The 6,720-nt window shown below is 41.6% G+C and carries 5 protein-coding genes; 1 reads left to right on the top strand and 4 read right to left on the bottom strand.

The window, feature by feature from the left end; all coding sequences use genetic code 11:
- The first annotated feature begins 459 nt into the window (after positions 1-459).
- Positions 460-783: a hypothetical protein gene (locus HEN33_RS23740; protein ID WP_001390454.1), complete on the top strand. Its 324-nt coding sequence runs from the start codon at positions 460-462 to the stop codon at positions 781-783.
- 60 nt (positions 784-843) lie between these two features.
- On the opposite strand, the gene mchF is transcribed toward HEN33_RS23740, so the two are convergent.
- From mchF to HEN33_RS23720, 4 genes are all read right to left on the bottom strand, one after another.
- Positions 844-2,946, bottom strand: coding sequence for a microcin export peptidase/ABC transporter MchF (gene mchF / locus HEN33_RS23735; protein WP_001554636.1), 2,103 nt, complete (start codon positions 2,944-2,946; stop codon positions 844-846).
- The gene (locus HEN33_RS23730; RefSeq protein ID WP_000489615.1) at positions 2,939-4,213 is read right to left on the bottom strand and encodes an HlyD family secretion protein; all 1,275 of its coding nucleotides are present in this window, start codon (positions 4,211-4,213) and stop codon (positions 2,939-2,941) included. Before HEN33_RS23730 ends, mchF begins: the two co-directional genes overlap by 8 nt.
- Before the next feature lie 152 nt (positions 4,214-4,365).
- The gene (locus tag HEN33_RS23725) at positions 4,366-4,818 is read right to left on the bottom strand and encodes a toxin-activating lysine-acyltransferase (protein WP_021527076.1); all 453 of its coding nucleotides are present in this window, start codon (positions 4,816-4,818) and stop codon (positions 4,366-4,368) included.
- A 25-nt stretch (positions 4,819-4,843) separates the two neighbouring features.
- Positions 4,844-6,394 (bottom strand): hypothetical protein, encoded by a 1,551-nt coding sequence (locus HEN33_RS23720; protein ID WP_001554635.1) that lies wholly within the window; start codon positions 6,392-6,394, stop codon positions 4,844-4,846.
- Positions 6,395-6,720 lie beyond the last annotated feature (326 nt).

The following is a 6,720-nucleotide window of genomic DNA, read 5'->3' as shown; positions in this document are numbered from 1 at the left end:
GGTGAACAAATATCTTCGCCTTTTCTCGTAGAAAGAGACTTGAAACTTATAATACATCTATATAAACGTGATTTAAATCACGGTTTGCAGTAAAAGCAATTGGTATAATTCATTGGTATTACTATTATTTCATCTATTGCACGAACTATTTTACAACAATAAAAAAGATATACAAACAGCAAGAAGTAAAAATATTCGGATAAATAAAAATTTTTGCTACCTTGGTTTCTATAGTCTTTATTTCTAAGTTTTTCATAAGCACTCAAAGACTCATGTATAGGGACGGTTTAATAATGAAACTATTTTTTTATTTCTCGTTGTTCTTTATAATACAACTTATAAATTCAGACTTAGACACATTAACCCTTTATCTTTTCATAAAGAAAATAATTCTTTCGTTACTTGCGAGTGTACTGTTTTTATTTGTTTTATCTTTCTTTAATAAAAAGAGGAAATAACATGAGAAATATAACAACCGATGAACTTGCTTTAATACATGGTGCAGGATTAGATAAAGATGCATCCGTTGCAATAGGTACTGCGGCTGGTGGTTTTTTAGGTAAAGCAACAAAAATCCCTGGTGCGGATATAGCAGGAAGTGCAATTGGAGGATATATTGGAGGAGTTATTGCTGATGGTTCAAATAGGACAATAACAATACCATCAAACGGTATTAACTATAATCCGGGTATAGGACTTGGAAGTTTTAATCCAAACTACAATGGAGGTTTATTAAACTCAGGATTTAACTCATCAACATCCTCTTCTAGTAGTGGAAGTTGATTAATTTCTAAAGCAGCATAGCTTATTATGCAGCAATGCTGCTTTTAGTGATATATTATCCTAATTTGTAATTCTAAAAATCCGATCAACTGTTCTTAAAGTTGTCTCTCTATGTGCAATAATCACCCGGGTGATATTCATCTTTTTTATAGCAGCATTCACGAAACGTTCACTTTCTGTATCAAGAGAACTTGTAGCCTCATCCATAAATAATATTCCAGGTTTCCGGTATAAAGCTCGGGCAATGAATATACGCTGTTTTTGACCGCCGGAAAGACCTTCCCCCAGTTCACCTATTAACGTTTCATACCCCATTGGCATTTTCATTATCACATCATGAATATGACTTGCTCTGGCACATTCTGTCATCCATTCGTCGTCTGTTTCTTCTGCAAACCCACAGATATTTTCACGAATTGATCCTGAAAATAGCCGGTCGTCCTGCATAACACAGGCTATCATACGGTGATAATTATTTATTCCAAGTTGACGTATATCCGTGCCATTAACCAGTACTTTTCCACTATCTGGTTCAAACAGTCCACATAATACTTTCATTAATGTGGTTTTTCCGGCACCGGAGGCACCAGTTATAGCCACACTTTCTCCCGGAGCCACAGACAAATTCAGACCACTGAATACCTGTGCTGACTGGCTGTCATACCGGTAGCTTAAATCAGTGGTTTCCAGTGAAACCGGGCTCATGTCAGCAACGATTTCAATTTCCGGTTTCTTTTCTTCCTTTTCATGTAGTGCAATATCTGCAATGCGCTCATTATGCAGACTCATTATTCTCAGTTGAAGAAGAAAACTGGTCAGCGAAGCAACCCGATCCGAAAACTGCCCACGAAAAGAACCAAATGCCACAAACATCCCTATTGTCATCTGATTATCGATCACAAGGCTTGCACCCAGCCATAAAATCGCCACCTGATCACAGGCGGCAACAAAAGTATTTATCCCCCCGAAGAGCAAATCCATCCTGGTTAACTTAATACCTGAATTGATCGCATCTATTTTCAGGTTAAGCCAGTGTGTTCCCCGAATCCCAGCCATACCCTGGATTTTTACCGTGGCAATACCATACAGGCTTTCCATAAAATAGGAGCTGGCCCGGGCCCCCCTGACAAGAGTTTCTTCCGATATTTGCCGGTAATAGCCGTATGTCACCAGACGAATAAGAACGTAAACCATGGTAAAACCGAGCACTATCCAGGTAAGATATCCTCCATATAACAGCATCATCACAAAAACACCCACAACCATAATACTGTCCATGATTGCCCCAACAACACAGGTGGTAAAGGTGGCCCTCAAAGTGTCAAGGGAGCCAAAACGCGACTGGATATCACCTAATTTACGGCGTTCAAAAAACGCCAGCGGCAGTCTGAGAAGATGGTTAAACAGACCCGACTGCCACTGTATATTGATGAGCGTGCTCATAACCAGTGAGGACCATGCACGCAGCATACTCACCGCGGCCCTGAGCAATATAAAGAACATCAGGCCAGCAGAAATAAGCGTCAGCAGCCCTCTGTCCCCCGCCGGAATCGCATGATCCATAACCAGCTGAGTTCCCACCGGCATTACCAGATTGATTGCTTCAATTACAACTGACAGACAGAAAATTTTCGCCAGTGTTCTTTTAATACCGTAAATACTGTTAATCAGTGAACGGAGACTTATGCGGGTCTGCTGGGTTTCCGCCAGGAATTCACTTCCGGGCCAGACCTCAAGTGCAATGCCCGTAAAATACCGGCTCATTTCCTCCCGACCGAGATATCTTCTGCCTCTGGCCGGATCATGCAGTACATAACGGTTACGCTTTACGCTGACCAGCACGACGAAGTGACTGAAATCCCAGTGGAGAATACACGGCATTTTGAGGGCACCAAGTTCATCCAGCTCCAGTGAAAGAGCCCGGGTGACCATCCCCAGCTGCTCCGCTATTCCATTGATTCCTGCAAGGTTTGCTCCACGGGCCGAGAGATTAAACTTCCGGCGAAGAGATATCAGGTCAATATTCTTACCAAAATGACCGCATATCATTGCCAGGCAGGCCAGTCCACATTCAGCGGTCTCCGTCTGATGAATAACCGGAACACGACGTCGCCAGCGCATATCAAGCTGATTTATAATTTGTCTGAAATTCCCGTTAGTCATTGAGCGGTCCTGTTGCACTGTGTTTCATGTCATAGAAAGGAGAAAGCATCCACTGGTAAATACGCCTTTTTTCCAGAAATAGTGTACTTTCGGCTTTCATTCCATTTTCCAGAGGGAGGTATTTTTCGTCATATCTGATAATCTGCTTTTCAGGCATCGCAATGACTTTATACCAGGGAACAGAGTCGCCCGGCGTATTCTGTGGTGCTCCCTTATAGGTCAACATTTCCTGTGTTGACGCAGGAGTCCTGGATATAGTTTTAACCGTAGCAGAGAACTGCCCAAATTTTTCTGCCGGAAAGGCTTCATAACGAATATTCACTTTGTCACCAGCCGAAATATAAGGAACAGCATCATTCGGGACCCAGAGAATAAGATAATAGTTTTCAATGTTCTCAGGAATAACCTGCAGAAGGCTGTCTCCGGTATTGACCATTTGCCCGACAGTGACACTCAGGGAGTCAACTTTCCCGTCAGTCAACGCCCGGATAATGATTTCGCCCTCCACATCAGTGTTAACCAGTTCTTTCTGTAACTCATACCGTTGCAGTTCCATCTGGTAGATACGGTTATCAAAATCTGCAGCCTGAGTCTGAATCTGACTCTCCAGAGTGGTTATCTGCAGGGCATTCTGTTCGTTCTGTCCGCTCAGGCTGAGAAGATTGTTTTGTTGCTGATAATATAATGCCACCTGGTTAGTTAACTGATCTTTATTAATCAGCCCTTTTGCCTGATAGTTTCTGTAATTCTCCATATTGTTTTTCATTATTTTTATCCCTTCCTCTGCACGCTGTATAATATCTGATGAGCGACGAAACGCATCTGTGTATTGCAGGCGTTGTTTTTCCAGGGTATCTAGCGTTATTTTTTTACTTTCTTCCAGACGGGAAATAATGTTGTCCACACGAACCAACTGGTTTTCTATATCCCGACGATGATTATCAGTGACAATACCACTACGTGTACTTTTACTGATGTCAATCAGATAAACAGGATCCCCTTTTTTTATCAACTGTCCTTCATGAACAAACTGCCTGACAACAAATCCCTGTACACCTGAATATATATTGACAGCTCTTGGCCAGGTTGTGACCTCACCACTGACATTAACACGGCGGCTATAGGTACCAACAATAATGAACATCAGAAATGCCGTAATAAACACTATGCTTCCCAGCATGATTAACCATAGTGGTATTCCGGGAAGTAATATTGCCCGTCCCTGCCACTTCATTTTTCTGTTTTCTAAAGCATCCTGACGAAACAAAATAGCTCCTCTTACTCACACTTTTCCTGTAATACCTTCACTGGTTAACCGAAATGCTATAATCAAAGCCAGAAAATATAGAGTCCTGTTAAAATAGTATCAGCGATGCATTTACCCCGTAATTTACAATTATCTCTGTATCTTCAGAGGTACTACGTTTTATGCAGCCGCTCAGGGATGTATGTCACAATTTTCTTTCGCCTGCTTAACCATCGTACTTCTCCTTCTCCCCATGGCTGAAGCTGTATGAGATAGTCAATAACTTTTCGACCAAAGCCTGGTTTACAACAGAAATCCAGAATCCAAATCCTTCCATCTTCATTCCATTCAGACGGATGCAACCTGAATTCTGGATCCCTGAGCAGGCGCGCTTCTGTATCAGCCTCAAGATATGCCCAGGTAATATACGCCAGTGGAAAACCTCGTGAATCAAACAGGAATTTAATCTGATTATGCTGTATCGCATATTCAGTCCAGTATTGAATGGTTAACACCGGATACAGACTGTAATTACGATTGTAGAGCATACAACTGACCGCAAAACCGATCTGTTCATAAACAGTCCATTCATCTTTTCCTCTGATGTTTTCCCTTATATAAGACATGATTACTATTTCCCTTATATATTTTTTACACTGTGTTTCTTATCGGTTCAAGATATCCAAATGCATCTCTGGAAAACTTAAGCATAAAATTTTTCATATCAGAAATTGCTTCTTGTAAAAAAAGGGGATCATCGCCATGATTATCCAGCAGGATGGCAATTTTTTCGCACATATTCTCTTTCCTCAGCTCTTCCCTGGGTTGCAGCCTTTTCATGGTATGATGTTCAATTTCTTTCAGGAGTAATGAGGCATTTATCTGACGTCTGGTACTGCCTTGCGTCAGCCAGTGGATGGCCTGGGAAAAACACTGTTGTGCAACGGTGAAATAAACATCATTCTTGATGCTACTATTCAGTGCCTGCTTTTGATTATGCCTATGATGGATTAGCGTCACAACCAACTTTTGCAATGGTGAACCATCCTGATTGACAATATCTTGGGCATGTGATTTCTCGCAGTATTGATTGAGTAATGCAACAAAACTGTTAACCAGTTCTTTCAATATATCAGGTATCTCTTTTTGTGTTATAAATTCTCCAGGAATACCCAACAGTTCTAGATAACAGTAATAACATGCTTCATGAAAAGTTTTCTGAAATATCTCCTCAACCTTCAAACGGGCTGCAAGAGTGAAGTCAGGGTCAAACATATATTTTCCGATATACAAGCAGAGATCAGACAGCCCTTGCATAAGTACCATCGGTTCTTTTGCCAGTTCAGCTAATCTTAGTTTATACCCAAAATCAGCTGGGGAATCTCCCGGAAACAGACAACTGAGTCCGCTAAAATCCATTAATCTGCCATCCATTGCAATATTAGAAGGAGAAGTTGTCAATCTCAGGAAACGTGTTCGACAAAATGCCATTTGCCAGGCCTCACGACGTGCCAGTTCACATAACCCCTCAATGCAATAAATCCGGGGATCAGTTCGTGCTTCAGCATCAATTTCTTCCGGTGGTACAGGTAGATATCCTGGCAGCTTGTGGATCACAGATCTAACCCGACAGGCATCGTGAATTAACAGACTGGAATACTCCGGTTTTACTTGGAAGTAAGGTGCCCGTTCAAAATGCGCCGGACGAACAACAGGCTCACGTACCAACAGGGCTCTTCGTGATTTCCTACCGGAGCGCTCAAATGCCTTTTCAGTATAGAGATCTGTAAGTAAAACCGCCCGAACCCGCACAGCACTATAAGGTAATATTTGAGCCAGTACTTCTCCCCACAAAGCCTCATATATTGCATGAACAGCGCCGAGTGCACCATTAGAATGACGTTCGTCAGTACCTTCGCCAACCAACGGATTACTTCCTATTCCTTTAACCTGGTAGTTACCATCAAACCCACAACGTGCACCACCTCCATTACGCTGAATACCACTGCCACCATAGCGCTCTGCATGGAACACTTTGGCAGAAGCTGTACTGCCAGGATCGATAATATAACTGCAGGCATTTTGCAGCTCGTCTGGATTTCTGACATCCTCTGCACACCAGATTAATGAGGCCTTGATCTGCCTGGCAGTGAAAGGCACCAGGTTTTCATTCAGTTCAGAAAGTGAACACTGATGACTCATCTGGCAGTATTCTCCGTTTCAATTTTCATAAAAGAGTGTTCATAAAAGAGCAAGTAAGTGTCCTGACAGCTTCTTCCTTATTACAGTAAAACTCTATTAATTACACATAAATTAAAAAATTATTTATCAACGACTGTAAATCATATCTTCATCAGTAAAGTGTTGAACATAAAAACACACTTATAAATGGATCTTCTATCTGTTTTAAACAAAAAGGATATATTTTACAGGTACTACCGAAAAAGTGCCTGTAAAATAAATAAAAATATAATTAGCTACCGCCACCAGCAGAAGAACTGGCACTACCACTTCCCACGGTCGAGCCA

It is taken from the genome of Escherichia sp. 94.0001 (genome assembly GCF_013369155.2).
Lineage (GTDB): Bacteria > Pseudomonadota > Gammaproteobacteria > Enterobacterales > Enterobacteriaceae > Escherichia > Escherichia coli_F.
Note: the sequence above shows the minus strand (reverse complement) of the source record. Positions and strands in the feature narration are given on the sequence as shown.